This is a genomic window from Lactobacillus sp. C449L (genome assembly GCF_059900815.1).
Map to the genome: position 1 here is coordinate 1 of NZ_JBWXGA010000184.1, position 467 is coordinate 467.

General features: G+C 50.7%; 1 protein-coding gene. It reads right to left on the minus strand.

Annotation, left to right across the window (positions count from 1 at the left end; translation table 11 throughout):
* Positions 1–63: 63 nt before the first annotated feature.
* A complete protein-coding gene (groES, locus tag AC2JF9_RS08940; RefSeq protein WP_500727059.1) occupies positions 64–345 on the minus strand; it encodes a co-chaperone GroES in 282 nt (93 codons plus the stop codon).
* Positions 346–467: the final 122 nt, after the last annotated feature.

Genomic DNA, 467 nt, shown 5'->3' on the forward strand with positions numbered 1-467 from the left:
TTCTACCTCCTAGATATCTTATGAAAAGGGTCCGTGCTTGTCCTTGCTTATGTGTATCGCGAATCAAGAGAGGATGGCGAGGATGTCGCTCTCCCGCATGATCAACAATTCGCGGCCTTCGAATTTCACTTCCGTGCCTGCGTATTTCGAGAAAATCACACGGTCGCCTTCCTTCACGTCCAGCGGAATGCGCTCGCCGTCTTTGTAGGCGCCTGCGCCGACAGCAACGACTTTGCCTTCTTGCGGCTTCTCTTTCGCCGTCTCCGGCAGCACGATGCCGCTAGCCGTCGTCTCCTCCTTCGCGATGGCTTCGATGACTACGCGATCTCCCAAAGGTTTGATCATGACAAAATGGCCTCCTTCAAATTGGTTTTCCTAAGTTTTTACAATTTGTTAGCACTCGCGAGTGGTTAGTGCTAACACTCACGATTCAAATTTTACTCATTTCCCGAGACGATTTCAAGGGG

Coding starts and splice junctions, on each gene's coding strand:
- groES (WP_500727059.1), bottom strand. CDS start 345: ATGATCAAACCTTTGGGAGATCGCGTAGTCATCGAAGCCATCGCGAAG.